Source organism: Aquimarina celericrescens (genome assembly GCF_042682765.1).
Classification (GTDB): Bacteria; Bacteroidota; Bacteroidia; order Flavobacteriales; family Flavobacteriaceae; genus Aquimarina; species Aquimarina celericrescens.
Map to the genome: position 1 here is coordinate 21,355 of NZ_JBHUHY010000032.1, position 22,662 is coordinate 44,016.

Sequence of the window (22,662 nt, forward strand, 5' to 3'; positions counted from 1 at the left end):
TTGATCCAAATAAAAAAGTTTCAAGATTTTTTAATTACACTAAATGCTTCACTTTTAACAACTCCATTTTATCGTATTACCACTTTCTTTATAGTATTCAATTTCGAATTACTACCTCATATATAAAAATACTACTCTTTTATTTTCAATACGTTGCCTGGAATCCAATGTTTATATTCATCTGCATAGTATTGATACGTGCAGCTTGCCGGCGCCTGGTACACCCCGGGAATATCTGCTTTCAGATCTAAAGCAATTGTTTTAAACTCTGAAGGTTTAAATTCTCTCCAGTAGAACACCAGGTAATTTTCAAACACCTCATAATATGCTACTTCTTTACGTTCTACCAATTCCTTTAGTTGCCACGGTTGCGGTGTTGTTCCTGAAGGAATTCCAACAATTGCCATGGGCATTCCGACCCCTCTAATTGACTTATTATTTATTTCAACGGTCATCCTCACATTATCTCCTACACTGTATGATTGATCCAAAATAGTAGTTGTCAGCTCTAAATTACATTCTTTAGAAGTGTCTGGTACCGCACTATCCCATCGAATATTCATCTCATACGGAAATGTAATTTCAGGATCGCTAAATCCTACCGTTACAATTTGTTCTCCTTCTTTAATATACTTCTGCAACTCACCCATGACTATCTGGCCTTTTTCATTAGTTTGTAATTTTTCAGTTAGTTTTTTACCATTAATCGTAAGCTGTATCGTTTGATATTTCTGAAGCAGTTTATTCTTTTGATTTTTGGTATACTCGATCAATGCTTTAAGTGCAGTCGCCGTAGCTTGTGTTGATCCAAATCTTCCATCTTTTCGCTTACTCACCAAGTATTCTATTCCCTTTGAGATTAACACCTCATTATTTTCTTGTGCTTTCATCAATGCCAAAACAGTGAAAGCAGCCGTTTCTATATGTTTAGAGTCTCCATAAGAACGTGTAATAGTATTTTCAACAGGCAACCCTTTGAAACCAAATTCTTCAATATTTTGGATAAGGATATCTAACAGGCGCTTACCATTCTCTGGTCTGTTAAGGTTATAACTTGTAGCAACCAGTAATGCCATTTGATAGGCATCATTACTCTGTAATGCCTTGGTATAAGTAGCATTATATTCCTTTTCTAATGAAATATTGATCCCGGCTTCACTAATTGCATACACGATGTAAGCATCAGCAACCTCTTTTGGTGAACTGGCAAAACTATCATATCCCTGCTTGCTCTTTTTAAATCCTCCTTTACCATCTCTGCGACTCATCAACCAATCCACGGTTCTATTAATCATTTTTTGATCAACTTCAGGATATATTTCTTTCATTTCAGTAAACTCTAACACTCCGTAAGCGGTCAGTGTTTCATGTGGCGGAGTTTTTCCAAACCATTCGAATCCTCCTGCCTTCGTTTCAAAGCCTATAAGTCTTTTATACCCTTCTTCAATATATTTTATGGCTTTGGCAGTAATTTCTGGATTATTTTTACCAGTTTCTTTAAGATATTTAAGTACTAGTATGTTTGGGTATGTACTTGACGATGTTTGTTCAAAACATCCATAGGGTTGTCTAATTAAGGATTCAACTCCATTCATAACATCGCCAACGATGTCTGTATAAATTGTAAAATCTGCCGTAAGACTGTTCTTGACAATATGATTCACCTCAAAGCTATACGAGTCATTTTTTGATCCTGAAATAGAAACCTGAGTTGGAAAATATGGACTTATAACTTCAACTTCTTTTGTCACCCTGTCCTTATAATTTCCTCCCGCAGCAGCGACTACAATTTCATTCTTTTTGTACAGTTCTTTTGGAATTACCCTTACATGTAAACGTTTTGTGCTATTAGGTAGTATTTCAATGCTTGAAGGTATTGGTTCTACCAAGGTTATACCTTTGGGAAGTGAAAGACCCAGTGAAGTTTCCATTGTTTTAGAAGACTCATTTTTGATAATTATTGGTAAGGCAACGGTATCGTGAAGCACCATATAATTTGGGGCTTTAAAGTCAATCGACAGTAACTTTTTGGTACTATATGTCTTTTCTTTGTGGCCCACCAAACCATTGTAGCCTATACCTTCGGCAATGATTTTGAACGAAGTAATGGCATCAGAATTGTAAAAAGATAAGGTAGCTTCTCCTTTTTCATCTGTTTGTACTACTGGATTCCAATATATGGTGTTTCTAAAATCTGATCGTTCTTCGGGAATCAGTTTACTATCGTATACGGGAATATAAAATTTACGAGGTGTGTAATTTGTTAATGAGCGTCGCTTATAAATATGGTGATAGACATAATTGTTGAACTTTGCATCGTTCAATTTCTTTTTTCCCCAGTTATTAAGGTGTCTTTTATTTTTAGAAGATATCACAATTATCCCGTTAGCCCCTTGACATCCGTATAACGCAGTAGCTGCAGCATCTTTCAAGACAGTTATAGATTCAATTCTACCGGGATTTAACTCTTTAATAGCCTCTGCAGGTACCAAAACCCCATCTACTACATAAAGTGGTTGATTATTACCCGATAGACTACTTGCACCACGTATATTTATTTTTGAAGTATTGCCATAAATCCCGTCTGCATTGGTTATTTGTATTCCTGAAACTCTTCCTTGTAATATTTGTGCTATATCAGGCGCGTCTTGAATAGCCTCAGATTTTATTGTTATCATGCTTCCTGAAGCCATTTTCTTTTCCTGAACTCCAAAGCCCATCACTATAACCTCTTCCAGGGCAGCACTATTTTCTTCCATCGCTATTGAAGTTACTTTGGCATTCTTTTTAATTGTCTTTTTAAGAGGTCGTTCCATTCCAGAAAACTCCCTAATACGAATACCCTCTTTAAGAACATCACTTCTATGTATTCGTTTTTCGTCTATATCGTATCCTTTTTCGACTGTAGTATCAACAATTCGCAATGCCTTTTGATCATCGGTATACGCAATAAGTATGTACGAACTTGATGATCCCAGCTTACAAGCAAAACTTCCTTCATTGTTGGTATCCATTACCATGACCTTATTGCCGTGTTCATCAAATATTAGTATATGCGCTTTTACCGGTTTTCCTTTTTTGTCGACTACCATCCCTTTATGAATTGCTTCGCGTTCGGGCATGTACAGAGCAGATTCTTGGTTCACCTTTGTGGTATATAAGTAATCTCTCCAGCCGTGTGTAAGCATTACATAATCCAATGCCTTGATTGCTTTGGGTTCTTTTGGGTCGAAATAAAATACCGGATTATGTATTTTTCCTTTTAGCTCTGATGACATTAAAAAATAAGACTCGATATGATCTTGTTTGTCATCTGCAAACGAGAGTAGCTTATTATCGGCTACGGACACTGATAAATTTGCCGGAATTGGTGTTCCCTGGCGATTCGAAGTTTTTATTTTAATCTCTATTTTTTCTCTGGTTTCATAGTCGTTTTTATCTGTGGTTATTTCGATATTTAGTTTTTTGTCGGGATTAAGGAATACCAGTCGCTCTGCTATGGGTATATGAACAGCATCGTATATTGTAAATCGGGTAATCCCGATTGGAAAATCAGAAGTTGGCACCACAACGGTTTCTTGATCCTTGGAAATATTTTGTGACCACAATAATTTTGTTGGACTTGAAACTTCTAGTCTTAAAGCTCTTTTTATTGTTGAAAATAGACGAACATTTGCGTTCAGTCTATCTATAAGTACCGAAAAACGTGTTCCATCTTTGTATACGATAGGAAGTTCTATTTTCTTTTCTGAAATAAACGGAGCAGTAACCTGTGCATAGTAAGTTGTATTAGTATTAGGTAGGGGTTCCAGATCAAAACTTCCCATCCCATCATGATGGCTACTAAATGATGTTACCACTATTCCTCTTTGATTTATGATATTGCCTGAAACATCAACTGGTTTACCAAACTCATTAACAGCTTTAAATGCCACCATATTAGTTGTCCCAGCTATAATTTTTCCACTTTCAGGAAAAAACTGAAGATCAATAGTGTCCAAAACAACAGGAATACTGCGAGATATAGATTCTTTAGCGTCATTGTAAGGAAGTAATACCGTAAGTACTACGTCGATAGTATTTAAATCATCTGGCAAGGTAAAAACTGGCTTAGCTTTTCCCTGATCATTAGTCGATGTCGTTCCAGAATATATTCTTTTGCCCTTCACTGCAACCTCATAGGTGATCTCTTTGTTAGCTATGGGAATATTTTTAAGATCCTTTGCTTCAAAATTGGCAATCACATTTGAAGATTTACCATATCCTTCTTTTTCAAACTTTAGTGTAAGCAAGGCATCAGGCCGTATTATTTTCTGGAGGGTTATCTTTTTAGTAAAATAGGTACTCTCACCATAATTTCGCATCCAATTGGTGTACATCTTTAGGGTATAGATCCCTCCTACCCAATCTTGTTTTGTATCAAAATTGCCATAAGCGTATCCTTGGTTGATACCTATTTTCAGTTTTTTTACCACTGCTCCTTTTGGGGAAATAAGTTCAGCATACATAGCCTCACTTATTGTAGTAATTGTATGAGCTTCATCAACAATATAGGATTTAAACCAGATAGTTTCTCCGGGAAAATAAAAGGGGCGATCGGTCTGAGTATAAATATCTTCAATGAGCCTGTTATTATTCTCATAAGTAATAAAAGAAAACAACGCAGCACATAGTACCGATATTAGCATTATATTTTGGGCTTTGAGTATATATTTTTTCATGATATTATAGTTTTATCTTTATGTTCATTCCAATTTCACTGGTAATTGGGGTATTAAAAAACTGAAGGCCCTGGCTCGACGCCTGATCGAATAGGGAACTATAAGGTGATGCTCCCTTATACTTGGTATAGGTAAACAAATTATTACCATAGATACCCACATCAATAGTTCGTATAAAGTGTCTGTTTTCATTCTTTTTAATACTATAGGAAAGATTAATGGATTTTAAGTTGATATAGCTTCCATCAACAATGGCATCTTCGGCTACACCGGCAAAACCATACCTAACAAATCTATTTTCTGAAATTGGATTGGCGGGATTTGCAAAATCGACAGGAATAGTATTTGGCTGTCCTTGCTGATTCACTCCGTCAAACAAAAACCCTGTAATCAAACGTTCATTTGCAGATTGTTGCGATGTTCCCAGGTAATTCAATACATTTTGAGTACCATTCCACACATCGCCTCCTCTCTGATAATCTACCAGAAAACTGAATTGTAACTTTTTCCAATAAAAACTATTAGAAAAACCAATAGAGAAATCAGGAATTGGATTTCCAATAATTTTTGGATTGGCAGCTACCAATGGAAATCCCTGGCCATCTATAATGATATTATTTTGATCATCCCGTTCGTATGCAGAACCAACTAATACCCCTGCAGGTTGACCTGGAATCAGATTTTTGGAAATTGTAGAGAATCCCGCAATAGGAATACGTTGTTGGTTAGTATAAATTCTTTTTACATGATTTCTATATCTGGTGAAGACTATTCCTGGTATATAAGAAAAATTGTTGTGTCTATAAATGGATACATCCAAACTCCCCTCGAATCCATAAGTATGAATTTTGGCACTATTCTGGAGCTGAAAACTACCTTGATTAACCACCGGAAACACACTTTTATCGTTTGTATTGTGATAATAGGTTAGACCAAGAGTTACATGACCACCAAAAACATGAAAACCTAATTCTGTACTTAATGAATAATTTGTTTTTTCCTCTAATTGAAGCTCATTGTTTACAAATAAATCATCATTCGAGACGAATCCTTGAATTTGCTCTGGAGTAATATCTAAACTATTATGACTTTGATTTGCATAATATAAAGGAGCTTCTTTTACATCCAACGAAGCACTTGCCGAAACCTTAAATACAGAAAGCCAGTAAGTATCAAGAAGATTTTGTAAATCAATATCTAACTGTAAGTTAGGTAAAAACCATTTATCATTTTGTATTGAAGAACTGTATGAAGTATTGCCGATACTAAGCGTAGTCTCCCAGTCTGGGACTTCATATTTGAATCTATTGATAAGTAGAAAAGTATGTCTATTAATGGTTTGATCAATTGTATTCGTAACCGATGGATTGGTAAATGAAAACGAATCGAAACCGGCTTTCTCTGATAAACTGTATTTTAAACTTCTATTAATGTAATTAATGGAGGAAGTAAATTGAATGTCTGATCTATCTCTTTTCTTATTTACGGTAAGCGTAGCAACCGCATTAGACGTGTTATTTCTGAGTTTTTTATCACTGCTAAAACCATTGGTAAATCCAGTAGTTCCCGGTAGTAGTCCAAATTGTTGTTTGTTCTGGTGATAGGTATGGTTAAATTTGGTGAGTAAGGTAAACTCTCTTGATATCTTACTAATATTCTGAATACTTGCAACAAAAATATCATTTGTAGCCTGATTTCGATTGAACTCTAACAACCATAAGGGATTATTAAAATTACCAAGTGCAAAGCTACGTTGTATGCCTGACTCAAGTAGTGCTCCTTGATTATTCTCAAAACTGTTTGGGGTAGCCCAATTAGTGAACAAGATTGTATTTAAAAAACCATTGAGGTTGGGCTGATTATCAACATTATTTGAATATTTGATAAACGTATCCCACTTCACGACCTTATCGGCGTTAGATGGATTATTATACCGCAGCTCCACTTCATGAAACCTACTACTCTCTCTATCAAAAATATCCTGAATCCTGTTGTCGTTATATTGTAATCCTAAAAAATCTTCATCTGTAGTTATATTAAAAAATATAGAGTTAGCAGTTTTGACAGCAGTTTCAAATACATTGTTATCATAGGCAATAGCATTTTTACTACTCCCGTTGCCAATAGGCACTAATCTTCCATTTTGATCATAAGGATATTGACTTTCATCAAATTCTAAGCTACTTAACCGTGGACCATAAGAGAAGATCGTACCGGTTTCAGGTCCTAGAAAAGTGTTTTGACCATTTAGTGGCTGCCCCTGACTGTAGAGGTTTTGCAGTTGTGGTAAATTCTGTTGCTTTATAAATCGTATTCCGGTTTTAGAAGTAGCACCAAACTCATAAAATATATCTGGTGCAAAATAAGTAAGCTGTACCTTGTTTTTTTCTTTCTGAATATCAATAGCTTTGATTCTGTGATATTGAAAGTAAGTTGCTTTTTTGTTATACTTATACTTGCTGCCATCTAGTGTTGGCACGGTAAATCTTGTAATTTTTTTTGGTTCTATAGCATTTGCATATGCATCGCTAACTATATGTAATACTGGTTCTTTTTTCTTAAATGTGATGATATCGTTGTTGTCAAACATTTCAGGGGTTACCAGTATTTCCTTACTATCAAAACCAACATAACTGAAGACCAACACATCACCAACATTACAATTAATACTGTACTTACCATCAAAATCGGTTTGAGTACCCTTGACTGTCCCTTTAATTATAATATTCACCCCTGGAAGTGGCAATCCACTATTATCGTTTAAAACCCCTGTTAATGTACCTTCCTGTGAGAAGAGCGATATAGAAAATAAAATTGTTGTTACTTGTACAAGTAAGAAAAATGAATTGTTTTTCATGGTTGATGGTTTTATTGATACTTAAAAGTAGTAGCTCCTCTTAGGAAATAAAACCCGCACTTAGGGAAACCATCTTTTGGATGAGGGAATGGTATATAAAATATCCTAAAAGATGAGTATTAATCTTAAAGTTTAATTAAAGCCTTATATTATCCTTCGATATGTATTTATATTGCTATTCAAATTTCGAATTTAGTTCACAGAATATCATCAATCAAATTATTTCAAAATGAAAAAACTTCTTGGCTTTTTATTGCTTATCAGCTTAGTTATTTCTTGTAAAGACAGGTCAAACACAGTCATTAAAACTCCAGACAAAACTAAAATGGTAGAGACAGGTCTGATACCTGTTGTTTATATCGAAGGAGATTCTACATGGACCATCGAAGAACGAATGAAACACTATGGCGTGCCCGGTGTGAGTATCGCTGTGATTAATAATAACAAAATAGAATGGGTAAAAACTTATGGTGTAATTGATAAGGAAACCAAGGAACCCGTTAATAAACAAACACTATTTCAAGCAGGCTCAATAAGTAAACCGGTAGCAGCTTATGGTGCACTTAAATTAGTAGAACAAAATAAAATTGATATCGATAAGGATGTAAATACCTATCTGGAGTCCTGGAAAATACCAGATAGTGAGTTTACCAAAGAAAAAAAAGTAGCTCTAAAGCATCTTATGAGTCATTCTGGAGGAGTTACAGTGCATGGTTTTTTGGGATATAGTCAAGATCTTCCGGTTCCTTCACTTATAGAAGTATTGAATGGAACACCACCTGCAAATTCTCCTCCTATTATTGTAGACAAAGTTCCCGAAGAGAGTTCGCGATACTCTGGAGGTGGATACACCATCATGCAACAAATGATGATCGATATCGAAAAGAAACCTTTTCCGGAACTGATGGAAGAACTCATACTAAAACCGTTGCAAATGAATAACAGCACTTATGATCAACCTCTAAAAGATGAGCAATTAGCCATGGCAGCGACAGGATATTTACCTAATGGTGATATGACCAAAGGGAAACGACATACTTATCCCGAAATGGCTGCTGCAGGTTTATGGACCACAGCCGAGGATCTAGCAAAGTTTGCTGTTGATATACAACAAAGCTTACAAGGCAAAGGAGCAGTACTATCAAAGAATATGGTTACCAAAATGCTAACTCCCTTTGTAGATGATTATGTTGGTTTGGGGATTTTTATAAACCAAAAGAAGGATGAGATTTACTTCGGTCATGGTGGTTGGGATGAAGGATTTTCTAGTGAATTGATAGCTCATAAAGAAAAGGGATATGGTGTTGTAGTTTTGACTAATTCTAACCATCCAAAATTTATATCAGAGCTTATTAGATCAGTAGCACTTGCATACCAATGGGATGATTTTGTCGCTACATACCCCAGGCAAAATACAGAAATTACAGAGCTCGAAGAACTAGAAGGCGAATATCGTCTCTATAAAGATCGTTATACTAAGATTTATAATAAAGGCAATCAACTTTTTAAAGAAAGTCTTGGCGAAGAAGCTGTTGAATTAATTAAAATTACCGATTCAACCTTTGTGGGCAGAGATAACGACCAAATCATCCAGTTTAAAGATATTTCAGAAACTGGTCAAATGAGTGTTTTAGTATTGAACCCTGATTCTTACAAAGTAGAAGCAACACTAGCACAAATTATGGATGATGAAAAACTTCCTATTCAATTTCTTGAATCCGGAAATTTTAATGAAGGTTTAAAAGCCTATCAGGAACTTCAGAAAACAGATCCAAAAGACCCTGCTATTCAGGAATGGAATCTGAATAGATTGGGATATCAAATGATGAATGTTGAAAATTTAAAATTGGCCCAGGATATCTTTAAAGTAAATACAATCCTTTATCCTCGAAGTGCAAACGTATATGATAGCTATGCTGAGGCCAGTATGAAATTGGGCGAACTGAATGTAGCCATGACTAATTATAAAAAGTCTATAAAACTTGATCCTAAGAATATGAATGCCACAAAAATGATTGAAGAGATGCAAAGGAAGAAAGAAAACAAAGCGCTATAAATGACTATAGAAAATTCAACTGCCACGGATATATTCAAAATTTTAGAATTATATGACCATGCAATTTCATATCAATCAAAAATGGGTGCTGTGCAATGGCCAAAATTCACTAAAGAAGATATCAAAAAAGAGGTAGATGCTGCCCAGCAATGGAAAATAGTAATTGATGATCAAATTGCCTGCGTCTGGATGACCACTTTTAATGATCCTTATATTTGGGAGCACAAAAATAGGGATCCATCTGTCTACATTCATCGCATTGCTACTCATCCTACATTTAGAGGGCAACATTTTGTAAAGCATATTATCGACTGGGCACTTACGTTTGCAAAGAAGCAACAGAAGAGTTTTATTCGTATGGATACTGCAGGACATAATGAGAAACTCATTTCTTACTATACCTGTTGTGGTTTTACATTTCTTGGTTCAGAACCGCTTAATGACACTGCAAATCTTCCTGACCATTACCACAATACGCCTGTTTGTCTATTTGAAATGGAGGTTTAGACTTTAGTGTTGGGATAATTTTAGAACCTTTTGGTTAGGAAGAACACCATTGAAAACTGATTATAAAACGAAAGTTAACCTTCCAATGTATGTTTTTTCAGAAATGCATCTACCTCTTTGATAGAGGGGTTTTTTAAAAAATCATCACCATAGATAATTGTGGGAAATTTAAGTTTTCCGTCATAAAGGGCTCTAACTATTTGTGCTGCTTTTGTATCGGTTTCTACATTATAATCATCAAATTCTATCCAAATAGACTGTAGATAGTTTCGAAGGATAGCAGATTTTGGACACCAGTTTGCTCCATATAATTTTAATCTATATTCAGACATTTGTTTCTTTCGGCTTTACTAATTTAATTAATACCGGGTGAATATGTTCAGCTTTAAGAACGAAGAACGGAGTTGCAGACATTAGCAAAATAGAAACGGCTAAGAAGATCTGATAGTTATTGGTACTTATAAGTTCGTACTCCAAACCGCTTTGTGCCAAAACGAATGAAAACTCTCCTATTTGGGCAATAGAAAAACCAACTGCCAAAGCCGTTTTCCATTCTAACTTCATTACTTTGACAGCCAATATCCCCGCTGCAGCCTTTACCAATAATGTAAAAAAGAACCAAAATATAATCCATCCCAGGTCGGTAATAAAAATTTTATAGTCTAATAACATACCCATCGAAATAAAGAAAAAGCTCATAAACACATATCTGAAAGGCAAAAAACAAGAAATCGCCATGTGACTATAATTAGTCTCTGCAATGATTAATCCTGCAATAAAAGCTCCGAGTGCGAGCGAAAGCCCCATCTCCTCTGTTAAAAGAGCAATCCCAGTAACAATAAAAACTACAGCTATTAGAAATACTTCCTGACTTTGTATCTTCATGACAGTTTTAAGAAAAAACGGAATCACAAAGCGGGCAAGCAAATAGGAAATACCACCCATTAATACAAGTTTACCCAACAACCATAGCATAGCTTCTACCGGACTACTGTCTCCTGCGCCTGCCAAAATAGGCGTAAATAGCATAAGCGGTACGATCATTATATCTTGAAAAAGAAGTACAGCTAGAATAAATTTCCCATACGAAGTAGTAATTTTATTACTGTCTTGAAGCACCTTAACCACGATAGCAGTACTACTTAGTGCATATAAAAATCCCCAGAAAATACTTTCTTCAATAGAGGGTCGCATTAACAACCAAATTAGTCCTGCAGTAAGAAGAATGGTAAAAAATACTTGTGAAGCCCCTCCTATGAGCACATAATTCTTAATACGTTTTAAATTACTAAAAGAAAATTCAAGTCCTACAGTAAACAGTAATAAAATGATACCAATCTCGGCATATACTTCAACTTCTTCCATATCGGCAAAATATGTACTGGTATTTGGACTTAGTAACACCCCTGTAATGAGATAACCAATGATGTATCGAATCTTTAAAAATTTGCAAATGACAATTACAGCGGTAGCGACTCCGAAAATCGCAAAAATATTAATGAGTATATGATGTTGCATGAATGATGATTTAAAAACGTGATGTATTTCTAGTATTTTTTACATTATATTACCTTAAGAACACATTTACTCCCTCTCCTTCATTGTTTTGACCATACTATGGTTGATATTTTAGTTTCTGAATCATTTCTGTAGTTAACGCATCAGAGTAAACACCATAAGCATCTACAAGCAATCCTTTAATTTTATAAGCTTTGGACGAGATAGCAAAAAGAATAGACGAATCTGAAGGGTCTGTGTTCCCTTCAAAACGGTACATCTTGTCGATTTCAAAATCGTCTACAAGCAACCTTATATCTAAAGGTTTACATTCAATACAGTCACTTTTAAGATTGAAATCCTCTGTATATCCTGCTTTTTGAAGTTCAGAAATTGCCTGGGATAAGGTGTCAAAATGTTTTTTCATAATTATGTACTAAATTTCATCTTAAATTGTGAATGGTTTATTATAAAATCATAGGGTCTTCTAGATCACATTTATACAATCATAGGCACCTCCATTAAAAGAAGCTCTGTTTTATGATTTGCTTGAATTTCAAAAGATGCAACATCCCACAGACCATATCCATCTCTTTTTTGTAATACTTGACCGTTGATAGTAACGCTTCCTTCTAAGACGAAGGCATATACCCCATTATCAGGTTTCTTTAAAGTATACTCTAAAGATGTACCTGTATCGAGAGTACCAAGATGAAACCAAGCATTCTGATATATCCATACTCCTTCATCCTCTGAATTTGGAGATAAAATTTGTTGTAATTTGTTTTTCCTGTCTTCCGGATGTAAGGATATTTGATCGTATCGCGGAGTAACATTTTCTTTGTTAGGAATAATCCAGATTTGTAAAAACCGTACTTCCTCATCACTATTTGCATTCATTTCACTATGCTGAATACCACTTCCTGCACTCATGACCTGGATATCTTCTTCACGAATCACTTCACTTCTTCCCGTACTATCCATATGCTTAAGAGCTCCTGATAGCGGGATAGATATAATTTCCATATTACCATGAGAGTGTGCACCAAAACCCCTACCTGCAGCGACAATATCATCATTTAACACTCTTAACGCTCCGAAATTCATTCTTTTTGGCTCATAATAGTTAGCAAAACTAAAAGTATGCCTTGAATGTAACCAACCATGATTTGCTTCTCCTCTCGAATCTGATGTATGCAAAATAGAATTAACTTCTTTTGTACCCATAGCTTTATGAACTTAGTTTTTAGTTGTAATAATAAGAGTAAAACAGCAATCAATATACAATCTTTACCTAGAATAATTTTCTAAATTTTTACAAAAAATACTTAAATTTAAAGAATTCCTCGAGGCTCTGGTTTGGAGTTTCCTATTCACCTTTCCTTAGGAGAGAACAGAACTGCTATTTTTGGTAGTTCTGGGTGGAGGGAAAATATAAAATTCGGTATTTAGCCACTTCCCGAAAAGCCAAAATGAGACCGGCAAAACACCTCTATGGCCCTGCCTCGCGGACAATCGGCTTCAAATTTTTTTTGTGTGTAATGATCTGCCATGCAAGTAAAAAATACCTTCATTTAACTATAAACGGATCATGTTTCACTTAAATCCCTTTTATGCCAGAAAGCTTCATCACGAAGTTCTAATGCATAAAAAAGGTTAAATTAGAGAGGCTTAAATCAAGTTCAAATAAAATAAATAACCATGAAACGAGTTAGTATTATGAAGACTATTAATGACGTTATACATCTTAAGAACATAATTCGCTGTGTTAGTATTAAACTTATATCAAATTGAGGCATTATCAAGTTAAGGCATGTTTTTGAAATCCATCAAACTGTTATGAAAAAAAGATCGAAAATATTAGGCTTTACGTTGCTATCACTAGCCTTATTTTGTAAGTGCGACAGCGACGATACTCCAAACCCCAATCCCAATCCAGGCGGTGAGCCTGTTGAAGCCACTACCACGCTTATAAATACACTAAGTATTCCCTGGGAACTAACTTGGGGCCCCGATAATTTTTTATGGGTTACCGAGCGTAGTGGAAAAATAAGTAGGATTAACCCCGATACAGGAGAACAAGATGAAATATTAGTCATCGATGAAGTAGAACAAGTACAGGAAAGTGGTTTACTGGGACTGGTACATCATCCTGATTTTAGTTCCAATCCTTACATTTATGTAGTATACACCTACAATGGGCAAAATGGATTACTAGAAAAAGTAGTGCGCTTCAGCTATATTAATGAGTCCTTGGTAGACGAGACAACACTTCTGGATAATATTCCGGCGAATAGGATTCATAATGGTTCTCGTCTTCTTGTTACTTCAGATTTAAAGTTATTAATGACCACAGGTGATGCGGGCAATACTAATCTTTCACAAGATATTAATTCTTTGGGAGGCAAAATTCTTAGAATGAACTTAGATGGAAGTATTCCAAATGATAATCCAATTGCAGGAAGCTACATTTACAGCTATGGGCATAGAAACGCCCAAGGACTGACACTACATCCCAATGGTAACCTCTATAGTTCGGAGCATGGACCAAGTTCTGATGATGAGATAAATCGTATTGAAATCGGTAAAAACTATGGCTGGCCAGACGTTAGAGGAGTAATCGACACTCCTAGCGAAGAAACCTTTGCTGCCGGAACAGAAGTTGTTGAATCTATTTATCAATGGACTCCCACTATTGCTCCATCAGATTTGGTGTTCTATACCAGTGACAGAATTCCGCAATGGACGAATAAACTACTCTTGACCGTCTTAAAAAATCAACAGATCATTGCTCTTACGCTAAATGATAACGGCACGGCAATTATAGAAGAAAAAATATTCTTTAATCAAGCTTTCGGTCGTTTAAGAGATATCGCTGTATCTCCTACAGGACGAGTATTTATTGCTACTAATGGAAATTCATATGGTGATACTACTAATACCCATAGCATTATAGAAATCAATAGAATTGAAGAGTAGTCAATAGATTTTTTCTGATTAATGCCTTTTACTTAGTTAATACAGCTCCCTTAAAGACAATGACTTGCCATTCTTAACCGGTTTACCTGCAAAGCAAGCTTAAACCAGGGCTTCATAACACTATTATCACTTTCTTAATACTATTCTCCAATAAATCTGCCAACGTGTCTTAATGCATAAGGTTTAGAATACTGCCTTTGGAAGATTTTGAGATCATCACGGTTATGTTTTAATGTCTATTACTTATTTCATGTCCCGTTGATCAAGGGTTTTGATCATTTTTTCCATTATAAATTGTGAATGCACTATCATTTCAACGGATAGTGTTAATACACATACTATAAATCATGTACTTTTAAAAGAAAGGGTTGTTTTATCAATCTCTTTGAATATTAACTTAAAAATGAAAGATGAAAAAGAAAGAAACCAACACATTGTATGACGCTAGCATTACTGAAAGTGACAAGCAAGCCTTAGGAGATAAAGTTCAAAATGTTCGCAATGACGGAGGACGTGACGATTTCTTAAGAAATCGTGAAAAACCAGTAGATTTTGCAGGAGAAGATCTAGACGTACCAGGCAGAACGCTACCAAAGGATAGTAAAAACAAATTGAAAGACGAAGAAAACCAATTGTATAGTCAAGGTGGATCTGGCAATGAAAATTTAGAACAATCTTCAGACTTTTAGTTCTTAGTGCAATACTAACAAATGTTCAGCCTGAAACAAAAGAATCATTTTTGATAATAGGCTGATATATAAATCTTAATTAACAATTTAAAAAACAAAAAATGCCATTTTTAACACATAAAACTGCTAAGGAAAATATTGATATCTATTTTGAAGATTATGGGTCAGGTAAACCTGTAATTCTTATTCACGGTTGGCCGTTAAGTCATAGAGCATGGGAACAACAGGTTTGGGCCATTGTAGAAGCTGGATTTAGATGTATTACCTATGACCGCAGAGGTTTTGGAGATTCAACAGCACCATGGAACGGATATGACTATTCAAGCTTAGCATCGGATCTACATCAAATAATTACACAATTAGAGCTCGAAGAATGTACAATCGTCGGCTTTTCTATGGGTGGTGGCGAGGTTGTTCGTTATCTAACTGATTATGGAGCCGATAAGATTAGTAAAGCTGCCTTGATAAGCTCGATAATTCCGTTAGTACCACAAAAGGATGATAATCCAAATGGGGTGCCTCAAAAAGATCTTGAAGACATCATGGATGCCTTGGAAACTGATCGCGTAGGATTCTTGAAAAATTTTCATAAGAATTTTTATAACTATGATGACCATAAAGATACCATAAGTGAATCACAGCTTCATTATGATTGGTCAATAGCTTCTTTTGCTTCACCTAGAGCAACTATAGAGGCAGCAAAATCCTGGGCAGAGACAGATTTTAGAGAAGAACTTAACAATGTTACGGTACCCACATTAATAGTGCATGGAAATGCCGATAACATAGTACCTATAAAAACCTCTGCAGAACAAGCGGCAAAAGGTATTTCAAACAATACTTATGAGATCATCGACAATGGTCCGCACGGTCTTAATCTTACGCATAGTAAGCAATTAAATAAAATTCTTATCGACTTTTTGAAACGTTAAGGTAAAGTTTCAAATATTGTAACCATGAAACAATTGGGGCTGTCTCTAAAGGATCAGAAAACGTCATTACGATCCGCCTTTGAGCGGAGAAGTAATCTGTTTATCAGTAACTTAAATTTAACAGATTCCTTCGCTTCTCTCGGAATGACGACTTTCTAGACAGCCTCTTATTTATATGCCTTTGCTTACTGGTTTGGTATAAGATTTCTTGTTTTGGCTTCATAATCTGTATATCCTTCCTTACCCGCCGTATAAAAAGTGTTTTCATCCCAGTCTGCCATCGCTTTATCCTCGCGAAATCGTCCAACTAAATCAGGGTTGGAAATAAATAATTTTCCAAATGAAACCAAATCAGCATCTCCATCACGTATAACTTTTTCGGCTTTCTCTTTATCAAATCCAGAGTTAATCATTAAAGTTCCTTTATACTTAGGGCGATATCGCTTCGCTATATGTTCTTCAGCATAAGGAACATCAGACACATCATTAAAAGGCTCGGACAAGTGAATATATGCCAAATCATATTCTTTATCCAATCGCTCTATAATATAGTCAAATGTAGGAATGGTCTCTTCATCCAATGTGGTTCCAAAAATATTGTGTAAAGATGGATTAAAGCGGGCTCCTATTCTATTTTCGGGAACAACTTGTTTTACGGCTTCTAATACTTCAAAAAATAATCTGGCTCGATTCTCACGACTTCCTCCGTATTGGTCTTCTCTTGTATTACTTGTTCTATTAAAAAATTGATGAAAAAGATATCCATTAGAAGAATGTATTTCAACGCCATCAAAACCAGCTTCAATGGCATTTTTTGCAGCCTGTTTAAAATCATTAACGGTTATTTTAATCTCTTCAAGAGACATAGCCTTCGGAACTACGGTGTCTTTAAATCCATCTTCTGTATAGGCTTGTGCATTTGGATTAATAGCAGAAGGTGCTAAAGGTAGGTCCCCATCATGAAAATCGGGATGCGATATGCGGCCTACGTGCCATAATTGGATAAATATTCGACCACCTGCATCATGAACAGCTTTGGTTACTTTTTTCCATCCATCTACCTGTTCCTGGGAATGAATTCCTGCGGTATTGATATAACCCACAGCTCTTTTTGAAACCTGTGATCCTTCTGTGATAATCAACCCTGCAGTAGTACGCTGGGCGTAATACTCGGCGTGCAGTTCTGTAGCTGCATTGTCATCGTTTACTGCTCGATTGCGTGTCATCGGAGCCATTACAACCCTATTCGGTAATTCTAAATCACCTATAGTGTGGGGTGTTAACAATTTCATATTTTTCATAGCTATTTTGTTTAATTTTCAATCTATTCTTTATCCAAAATCATTTTCTAGATGTGTTTCTAATTCTTCAGACTTTTCATATCAATAACAAATCTATATTTAACATCATTATTTGTGACGCGATCAAAAGCATTGTTTATTTCTTGCATATCAATCATTTCAACATCACAAATAATATCATTCTCTCCGCAAAAATCGAGCATTTCCTGGGTCTCTTTAATTCCTCCTATTAACGATCCTGCAACTCTTTTTCTTCCCATGATCAGATTTCCTCCATTCATAGGTTCTAAAGGTTCAATAGCGCCAACCATTACCATAGTACTATCTCGTTTCAGCAATTTTAAATATGGATTGATATTATGCTTAACCGGAACTGTATTCAACAAAAAATCAAAAGAATTTGCATGTTTTTTCATCTCATCATCTTTTGTAGAAATCAATACTGAATCTGCACCCAGTCTTTTTGCGTCATTTGCCTTTCCTGGTGAAGTGGTTATCATAAAAGTTTCTGCACCCATTGCATGAGCGAATTTGATCCCCATATGTCCCAAACCCCCTAGACCAATAACGCCTACTTTGTCTCCTTTTTTAATATTCCAGTGGCTTAAAGGAGAGTACGTTGTAATACCCGCACACAATAATGGCGCAACTGCTTTTACGTCGAGGTTTTCGGGTACTCTAAGAACAAAGTCTTTTTTAACAATAATATCGGTAGAGTACCCTCCAAAAGTTTGCTTTTCGGTATGCTTATTTTTACCGTTATACGTACCCACCATACCTTTTTCACAAAATTGTTCTAAATCATCTTTGCAGGCGCTACATTGTTGACACGAGTCTACCATACAGCCTACTCCTACTAAATCTCCTTTTTTAAAGTTTTCAACGTTGTTACCAACTTTTAACACTCTTCCGATAATTTCGTGACCGGGTACTAAAGGATACTTGGTGTTATTCCAATCATTTTTTGCAGCGTGAATATCACTATGACAAACTCCGCAATATAAAATATCGATATGCACATCATCATCAAGAATTTCTCTTCTTTCTATCGACATTGGTTTAAGATTTTCTTTTTCACCTTCAGTTCCGTATGCTTTTACTTCTATCATGCTTTCTATCAATTTTATCAATATTTACTCGATGGTTATAAAATACATTTTTGTATCATAAATTTCTATAGTCTTCCCAACGATTTTTACCTGTATAATTCAAAGATATTATACAAAGTAAAAACAATGCAGATAAATTAATGTGCTTATATACCATTTGTCTTAACTCATTTCTGTTTGAAATTGAAGAATAATTGTATCCCATAAAAATTCTGTTAATACTTCAAACTTCATCGCAAATCATGTTTTGTATTCTTTAAAAATTATATCTTTAGGGTGACTATGGAGACAATAGAAATAAAAAAATTTGATGAGTTACTAGAGACCTTCGAAAGTCAAAAGGCAGGTCAAAATTTTGTATATAGAGGAGCTTCAAAAACCTCATATGAGCTCATTACCTCATTAGGGCGTTGTGAATCTGCCATGGGTAAACCCATTGAGCAATTAGAAGAAAGACTCATAAAGCTTTTTAAGGAATCTTCAATACCTTATCTTGAGCATAAACCAAATAATGAATTAGAATGGCTGGCGGTGGCACAACACTATGGGTTACCGACACGATTATTGGATTGGAGTTATAATCCATTGGTATCAACCTATTTTGCTGTTGAATCAAATCCAGATCATGATAGTGCTATATATATTCTTTCTGGATGTTCTACAATACAAGATCCTGATAAAACCAGTCCTTACAAGCTTGATAAAGTTTATAAATACAGACCCCCCTATATTTCTGCAAGAATACAAAATCAAGCAGGTTTGTTTACTGTTCATCATACTCCTGATATCCCCTTTGAGCATGACAAAGTAAAAAAAGTGATTATTCCGAAACTATTAAAGTCTACGATCAAAAAAACCCTGTTTAAATACGGTGTTAATCAGCGATTATTATATCCAGGTTTGGAAGGAGTTGCCAGGGATTTGAAATGGCTCGAAACAAAGATGTACTAACCAAAGCTCTTTTTTATTTATAACCCAAGTGATATTTATTTTTTTGTTATCCAAAAAATTATTTGGATAAATTACGGGTTTTCCGTAGTTTAGGGCACCCCTTATTTAAAATTGATCGCTTATGCACAAAATTACTTTGGAGCAACAATTCAATGCTCGACAATTAGATCTAAAGTATAAAGATATTTGGAATCGTGGTATTCATTTATTTACCATAGACGATAAAAATCGTGATTTTCAATATAGTATTTTCTACATTGATCTCTTATTTGCAGAGGTTATTTATAATAAACTAACAGGAGAAATTCTTACGATAAAAAGTTTTAGTGATAAGGCAAAGATTATGTTTTATCTAAGAGAAGATTTTTCTTAATTCGTTGCGGCAACATTTGGTTTTCGGCTTCCTAATCAAGGTTATTTATTCCTATACCAAATGTTGAGGACCAAACCTCCTATGACCAACAAGGTACCTACTAGGCTTAAAAACGGATATACATCGGTGAACAAGAAAACACCGGCTATCATAGTAAAGATGACTTCTACATATTTTAAAGATACAATCTTATGGGTCGCCTGAGATTGAAAAGCTTTGGTCATGAATAATTGTCCGAAATATCCAAAAACTCCTAAACTAAGTAGCAAAAACCACTCTATGCCAACAGGAGTAGTCCAGTTGAATATCGATAATATAGCACCTACTGCCACAGAAATCCACATAAAGTAATTCACAATAACGACCGGATGATCCCTATGACCTATTTTGTTTATTAAAACGTATACGACCCCGCTAAATAATGCAGATCCTAATACTAGAAGTAACCCAATAGTATCAATGTTCGTATCAAAGCCTTTGATCATTAACACTCCACCAAAAGCCATCAAAAAAAATAACCACTGTATTGGTTTTACTCGTTGCCTTAAGAAAAATACTGCGAGAATTGTTGCAAAGATTGGTGATATATAACGTAAAGATACTGCAGAACCTATTGGTAAATAATGTACAGACATAAAGAACAATGCCATAGAGGTTACCCCTGCAAGCCCTCTATAAATCAATAAGTTTATTTGATTCCCAAAAATTGGAATTTTATGCCATAATAAAAAGCTCATTGTAAAAAACAGAGACCCAAAGGCTCGAAAAAGAACTAATTGTCCCCCGCCAAAATGTGTCAAATATTTTACAAGCAGGTTCATTCCTGTAAAAGACGCTGCGCTTAAAAGCATGAAGTATATGGCTTTTTTCATTTATCGGATTATCATCAAAGATTTAACCTAAATACTTTAGCCAATTTATTTGCTTGTTCCTTAGGAATACCGGCTTTGCTAGCATACTGATTCCAATTGGTAACAACATCTGTAATTTGCTGAATAGCTTCTTTACTGTTTTTATAACTAATTTTATCTCCCATTGCAATCAAGTCCTGCATGTTAAAATCATCTCGCTTACCATTTAATGACATTTGATGCATACTGGTCCAGATTCCGATCGGATTGTAAGAATAGGTTACGTCATAAGCGGGAGAAAGTTTCCAGACTCCGTGTTTATCCATTAAAAATGAAATATTCTTAGTATGATCATCTTGATTACGGGCAATAACATTAAACAACATTCTTTTGTATAATTGTATAGCATCGGTATGCGGAAGTCGAAGTCGTCGCATGATCTCGAAAGCATTTTCATAAGAATATGCTCCTGGAGATTTATAATCAAAATGCGCCAAAGAACATAATGTTTGCATATGAACCTTTTGATTGTCACCCACTCGATCAAAACGTTTTGTCATGAAATGCGCACGATTATGTTCTTCAAAAAGTAAGGATTTTTCCATGTTTATCCCACAATCCAATGCCATGAGATAATAAGCATACTCAATTCTGCCATAGCCAAGTGGATCCCCTAATGACGTATCATTTACTCCGTCAAACTTAAAAATATAATGATCGTATCCTTTTGGAGCTTTAGCTTGTCCAGATCTGATTTCTTGCGTTTCCGGATTATAGGCTATAATTGCCTTGGCTCTTTGCCCTCCTGCAGACGTTCCTACTTTGATCAATTCATTAAGATGTTCGGTCTCAGAAAGGTTGAGTTGAAGTTTTTCTCGAGTATTAAGTATCTTCTCTGCTAATTCTGCCAGTTTATCCACATCGAGCGATGTAGTCTCTTTATGTCCTATATTCTTTGCCGGTTGAAATTCAAGAGCACCCATTCCTCTTGTTCCGATATAACATAATCGGTCCAAGGGAGTAAATTCTGATTTAGGAATATTGTTAAGTACCAACCATTGATCAATAAGACGGTTTCCGAAGTCATCGGGCAAAACATCAGACAACATTCCAGGCAATCCTTTAAAGGTTTCCTGATTCAGATTAGGGAAGCTATATATTTTTCTATCTGAAGATCGTATGGGCATGTGTATGGGAGAAACATCCAGGTTTTTATTAAGAAATGAAGGAAAAAACTCAAAAGATGCAAAGTTTCTGGTGCTATCCCAACTTAATGCCCCCAATTCTTCTTCCCAAAGCATAATTTTGATTACGTCTACCATGTCGGATTTTCATTTTGATCTTTAGAACTGCGTGATGCTCGTTCTCGTTCTTTTCCTTTAAGCTTTAGCAATTCTATTGGGCTTATTCCGGGGTCGGGAAGAAAGGCATCTAACGAATCAAGATCCCCAAATGCTCTTAAGATTTGAATAAATGTAAGCAATGTCGTAGTTTTTCCAGATTCAAAATTCTTAATGGTCTGTACATGAACTCCTGCCCTTTTGGACAGTTCTTCTTGGGTGATGTTTAAATTAAGTCTCCGTTGCTTTACCCTTTGGGTAATTTCCAACAGCACTTGTTCGTCAGAAAGATTATTTAAACTCATTTCTATAAAGGTTTTAAAGCACAACAAAGTATACTTTATACAGTAATTTTAAAAAATACGTATAATAATATATACTTTAAATACTTTGATATGTAAATATAATTAAAGTATATTATACTATACTATAATTAACTTAAAAATTTTTAAAATATAAACTAATATACTTTAAAAAAGATAAAAGGAGCAAAAAATAT

At 35.2% G+C, this 22,662-nt stretch carries 18 protein-coding genes; 7 read left to right on the forward strand and 11 right to left on the reverse strand.

From position 1 onward, the window contains the following. Positions 1–131: 131 nt before the first annotated feature. Together ACFSJT_RS18705 and ACFSJT_RS18710 are read right to left on the reverse strand one after the other, a co-directional pair. A complete protein-coding gene (locus ACFSJT_RS18705; RefSeq protein WP_378321863.1) occupies positions 132–4,721 on the reverse strand; it encodes a TonB-dependent receptor plug domain-containing protein in 4,590 nt (1,529 codons plus the stop codon). Positions 4,722–4,725: 4 nt separating this feature from the next. Then, on the reverse strand, positions 4,726–7,578 hold the full coding sequence (locus ACFSJT_RS18710; protein ID WP_378321864.1) for a carboxypeptidase-like regulatory domain-containing protein: 2,853 nt from the start codon (positions 7,576–7,578) through the stop codon (positions 4,726–4,728). 229 nt (positions 7,579–7,807) lie between these two features. Here ACFSJT_RS18710 and ACFSJT_RS18715 point away from each other — a divergent pair, with 229 nt between their 5' ends. Beyond that, positions 7,808–9,634, forward strand: a complete 1,827-nt coding sequence (locus ACFSJT_RS18715) for a serine hydrolase (RefSeq protein WP_378321865.1) — start codon at positions 7,808–7,810, stop codon at positions 9,632–9,634. After that, positions 9,635–10,141 (forward strand): GNAT family N-acetyltransferase, encoded by a 507-nt coding sequence (locus ACFSJT_RS18720; RefSeq protein ID WP_378321866.1) that lies wholly within the window; start codon positions 9,635–9,637, stop codon positions 10,139–10,141. A gap of 74 nt (positions 10,142–10,215) precedes the next feature. Here the strand turns inward: ACFSJT_RS18720 and ACFSJT_RS18725 are convergent, their stop codons facing one another. From ACFSJT_RS18725 to ACFSJT_RS18740, 4 genes are all read right to left on the reverse strand, one after another. Then, positions 10,216–10,473: a glutaredoxin family protein gene (locus ACFSJT_RS18725; protein ID WP_378321867.1), complete on the reverse strand. Its 258-nt coding sequence runs from the start codon at positions 10,471–10,473 to the stop codon at positions 10,216–10,218. Further along, positions 10,466–11,659, reverse strand: coding sequence for a cation:proton antiporter (locus tag ACFSJT_RS18730; RefSeq protein WP_378321868.1), 1,194 nt, complete (start codon positions 11,657–11,659; stop codon positions 10,466–10,468). The genes ACFSJT_RS18725 and ACFSJT_RS18730 overlap by 8 nt, the downstream gene beginning before the upstream one ends. A 97-nt stretch (positions 11,660–11,756) precedes the next feature. Continuing rightward, the gene (locus ACFSJT_RS18735) at positions 11,757–12,065 is read right to left on the reverse strand and encodes a phosphoribosylpyrophosphate synthetase (protein ID WP_378321869.1); all 309 of its coding nucleotides are present in this window, start codon (positions 12,063–12,065) and stop codon (positions 11,757–11,759) included. Positions 12,066–12,136: 71 nt separating this feature from the next. Next, positions 12,137–12,865: a pirin family protein gene (locus ACFSJT_RS18740; protein ID WP_378321870.1), complete on the reverse strand. Its 729-nt coding sequence runs from the start codon at positions 12,863–12,865 to the stop codon at positions 12,137–12,139. A 612-nt stretch (positions 12,866–13,477) separates the two neighbouring features. Between ACFSJT_RS18740 and ACFSJT_RS18745 the strand changes: the two genes are divergently transcribed. From ACFSJT_RS18745 to ACFSJT_RS18755, 3 genes are all read left to right on the forward strand, one after another. After that, positions 13,478–14,617 carry a PQQ-dependent sugar dehydrogenase gene (locus tag ACFSJT_RS18745; protein WP_378321871.1) on the forward strand — a complete coding sequence of 380 codons (1,140 nt, stop codon included), beginning with the start codon at positions 13,478–13,480 and terminating at the stop codon, positions 14,615–14,617. A 410-nt stretch (positions 14,618–15,027) separates the two neighbouring features. Further along, positions 15,028–15,306 carry a hypothetical protein gene (locus ACFSJT_RS18750; RefSeq protein WP_378321872.1) on the forward strand — a complete coding sequence of 93 codons (279 nt, stop codon included), beginning with the start codon at positions 15,028–15,030 and terminating at the stop codon, positions 15,304–15,306. A 101-nt stretch (positions 15,307–15,407) separates the two neighbouring features. Then, the gene (locus ACFSJT_RS18755) at positions 15,408–16,238 is read left to right on the forward strand and encodes an alpha/beta fold hydrolase (RefSeq protein ID WP_378321873.1); all 831 of its coding nucleotides are present in this window, start codon (positions 15,408–15,410) and stop codon (positions 16,236–16,238) included. Positions 16,239–16,423: 185 nt separating this feature from the next. Here ACFSJT_RS18755 and ACFSJT_RS18760 read toward each other — a convergent pair whose 3' ends face one another. Both ACFSJT_RS18760 and ACFSJT_RS18765 read right to left on the reverse strand, forming a co-directional pair. After that, positions 16,424–17,539 carry an alkene reductase gene (locus tag ACFSJT_RS18760; protein ID WP_378321874.1) on the reverse strand — a complete coding sequence of 372 codons (1,116 nt, stop codon included), beginning with the start codon at positions 17,537–17,539 and terminating at the stop codon, positions 16,424–16,426. A gap of 59 nt (positions 17,540–17,598) precedes the next feature. Continuing rightward, positions 17,599–18,648, reverse strand: a complete 1,050-nt coding sequence (locus ACFSJT_RS18765; RefSeq protein ID WP_378321875.1) for an NAD(P)-dependent alcohol dehydrogenase — start codon at positions 18,646–18,648, stop codon at positions 17,599–17,601. Between the two features lie 282 nt (positions 18,649–18,930). Between ACFSJT_RS18765 and ACFSJT_RS18770 the strand changes: the two genes are divergently transcribed. Beyond that, entirely contained in the window at positions 18,931–19,599 is a 669-nt protein-coding gene (locus ACFSJT_RS18770) for an FRG domain-containing protein (protein WP_378321876.1), read from the forward strand. Between the two features lie 121 nt (positions 19,600–19,720). Next, positions 19,721–19,972: a hypothetical protein gene (locus tag ACFSJT_RS18775; RefSeq protein ID WP_378321877.1), complete on the forward strand. Its 252-nt coding sequence runs from the start codon at positions 19,721–19,723 to the stop codon at positions 19,970–19,972. Positions 19,973–20,013: 41 nt separating this feature from the next. Here ACFSJT_RS18775 and ACFSJT_RS18780 read toward each other — a convergent pair whose 3' ends face one another. The 3 genes from ACFSJT_RS18780 to ACFSJT_RS18790 are packed head-to-tail and all read right to left on the reverse strand — an operon-like array spanning position 20,014 to position 22,468. Next, positions 20,014–20,844 (reverse strand): DMT family transporter, encoded by an 831-nt coding sequence (locus tag ACFSJT_RS18780; RefSeq protein ID WP_378321878.1) that lies wholly within the window; start codon positions 20,842–20,844, stop codon positions 20,014–20,016. 14 nt (positions 20,845–20,858) lie between these two features. After that, entirely contained in the window at positions 20,859–22,145 is a 1,287-nt protein-coding gene (locus ACFSJT_RS18785; protein ID WP_378321879.1) for a type II toxin-antitoxin system HipA family toxin, read from the reverse strand. After that, positions 22,139–22,468, reverse strand: coding sequence for a helix-turn-helix transcriptional regulator (locus ACFSJT_RS18790; RefSeq protein WP_378321880.1), 330 nt, complete (start codon positions 22,466–22,468; stop codon positions 22,139–22,141). Before ACFSJT_RS18790 ends, ACFSJT_RS18785 begins: the two co-directional genes overlap by 7 nt. Between the last annotated feature and the right edge of the window lie 194 nt (positions 22,469–22,662).

What these genes read in the sequence shown, in the direction of transcription:
- ACFSJT_RS18705 (WP_378321863.1), bottom strand. Translation starts at nt 4,721, where the DNA reads ATGAAAAAATATATACTCAAAGCCCAAAATATAATGCTAATATCGGTA.
- ACFSJT_RS18710 (WP_378321864.1), bottom strand. Translation starts at nt 7,578, where the DNA reads ATGAAAAACAATTCATTTTTCTTACTTGTACAAGTAACAACAATTTTA.
- ACFSJT_RS18715 (WP_378321865.1), top strand. Translation starts at nt 7,808, where the DNA reads ATGAAAAAACTTCTTGGCTTTTTATTGCTTATCAGCTTAGTTATTTCT.
- ACFSJT_RS18720 (WP_378321866.1), top strand. Translation starts at nt 9,635, where the DNA reads ATGACTATAGAAAATTCAACTGCCACGGATATATTCAAAATTTTAGAA.
- ACFSJT_RS18725 (WP_378321867.1), bottom strand. Translation starts at nt 10,473, where the DNA reads ATGTCTGAATATAGATTAAAATTATATGGAGCAAACTGGTGTCCAAAA.
- ACFSJT_RS18730 (WP_378321868.1), bottom strand. Translation starts at nt 11,659, where the DNA reads ATGCAACATCATATACTCATTAATATTTTTGCGATTTTCGGAGTCGCT.
- ACFSJT_RS18735 (WP_378321869.1), bottom strand. Translation starts at nt 12,065, where the DNA reads ATGAAAAAACATTTTGACACCTTATCCCAGGCAATTTCTGAACTTCAA.
- ACFSJT_RS18740 (WP_378321870.1), bottom strand. Translation starts at nt 12,865, where the DNA reads ATGGGTACAAAAGAAGTTAATTCTATTTTGCATACATCAGATTCGAGA.
- ACFSJT_RS18745 (WP_378321871.1), top strand. Translation starts at nt 13,478, where the DNA reads ATGAAAAAAAGATCGAAAATATTAGGCTTTACGTTGCTATCACTAGCC.
- ACFSJT_RS18750 (WP_378321872.1), top strand. Translation starts at nt 15,028, where the DNA reads ATGAAAAAGAAAGAAACCAACACATTGTATGACGCTAGCATTACTGAA.
- ACFSJT_RS18755 (WP_378321873.1), top strand. Translation starts at nt 15,408, where the DNA reads ATGCCATTTTTAACACATAAAACTGCTAAGGAAAATATTGATATCTAT.
- ACFSJT_RS18760 (WP_378321874.1), bottom strand. Translation starts at nt 17,539, where the DNA reads ATGAAAAATATGAAATTGTTAACACCCCACACTATAGGTGATTTAGAA.
- ACFSJT_RS18765 (WP_378321875.1), bottom strand. Translation starts at nt 18,648, where the DNA reads ATGATAGAAGTAAAAGCATACGGAACTGAAGGTGAAAAAGAAAATCTT.
- ACFSJT_RS18770 (WP_378321876.1), top strand. Translation starts at nt 18,931, where the DNA reads ATGGAGACAATAGAAATAAAAAAATTTGATGAGTTACTAGAGACCTTC.
- ACFSJT_RS18775 (WP_378321877.1), top strand. Translation starts at nt 19,721, where the DNA reads ATGCACAAAATTACTTTGGAGCAACAATTCAATGCTCGACAATTAGAT.
- ACFSJT_RS18780 (WP_378321878.1), bottom strand. Translation starts at nt 20,844, where the DNA reads ATGAAAAAAGCCATATACTTCATGCTTTTAAGCGCAGCGTCTTTTACA.
- ACFSJT_RS18785 (WP_378321879.1), bottom strand. Translation starts at nt 22,145, where the DNA reads ATGGTAGACGTAATCAAAATTATGCTTTGGGAAGAAGAATTGGGGGCA.
- ACFSJT_RS18790 (WP_378321880.1), bottom strand. Translation starts at nt 22,468, where the DNA reads ATGAGTTTAAATAATCTTTCTGACGAACAAGTGCTGTTGGAAATTACC.